Genomic DNA, 924 nt, shown 5'->3' on the forward strand with positions numbered 1-924 from the left:
GCTGTATTGCACCACCAAAGGTGCCTGCCACATGTTCGCCCGCGCCTTGGCCGTGGAGTACCGCGACCAGAACATCCGCAGCAATGCCATCTGCCCAGGCTTTATCGGCACCGCCCATGGCCGCCGCGAACTCGACCTGCTGCGCGGTTATGGTGTCGACGCCTCTGACGAGGCGATCAAGACCATGCAGGGGCGCCTGTGCGATCCGAGCGAAGTGGCCAACGCCGCCTTGTTTCTGGCCAGCGACGAGTCCAGTTTCGTCAGCGGCTCGCACCTGTTCGTCGACAACGCCTACACCGCCATGTGATGCCCGGCCGGCACTGTGCTGCCGGTTTTCAACAAGAAAAACATGAAGAAACCCTCAATTCTGCCCACAAGCCAATTCCAACAAGACAGAGGCAGCAGATGGAAAACATAGGCACTTACGTCATCTACGTGATCATGGTGTGCGCCGTCATCGGCGCGATCGCATCGATCGTCAATGCGGAATCGGAGCTGGCCAAAGAGTTCACCGCCGGCCTGCACAGCATTGGCCCGATTTTCATACCAGTGGCCGGGATCATGGCTGCCATCCCGTTCATCTCCAGTTTCATCAGCCAGTTCATTGGCCCGCTGTTCCAGGCCATGGGCGCCGATGCCGGCATCGCCGGGCCGATCTTCATCGCTTCGGACCTGGGCGGTTACCAACTGGCGCAGGCGCTGTCGCAAAGCCCTGAAGGCTGGATCCTGGGGCTGATCACCGGCTTCCAGTGTGGCTCGACGGTGATTTTCGTCATCCCGGTGGGCCTTGCCATGCTCAACAAAGCCGATCACAAGTACATGGCGCTGGGCATCATGGCCGGGTTGCTTAGCATCCCGATCAGCATCGTGTTCATCGCCATGGGCATGCAGGCGATGGGCCTGGGCGTGCGCCCGGATATCGCC

General features: G+C 60.6%; 2 protein-coding genes. Both read left to right on the forward strand.

Annotated features, from left to right (window positions below):
• On the forward strand, positions 1-307 hold a 307-nt coding region (locus HP546_RS30690), incomplete at its 5' end, for an SDR family oxidoreductase (protein ID WP_172233753.1).
• A 98-nt stretch (positions 308-405) separates the two neighbouring features.
• The coding region (gene eutH / locus HP546_RS30695; RefSeq protein ID WP_172233756.1) for an ethanolamine utilization protein EutH at positions 406-924 on the forward strand (519 nt) is incomplete at its 3' end.

It is taken from the genome of Pseudomonas sp. CM25 (assembly GCF_013179705.1).
GTDB lineage: Bacteria > Pseudomonadota > Gammaproteobacteria > Pseudomonadales > Pseudomonadaceae > Aquipseudomonas.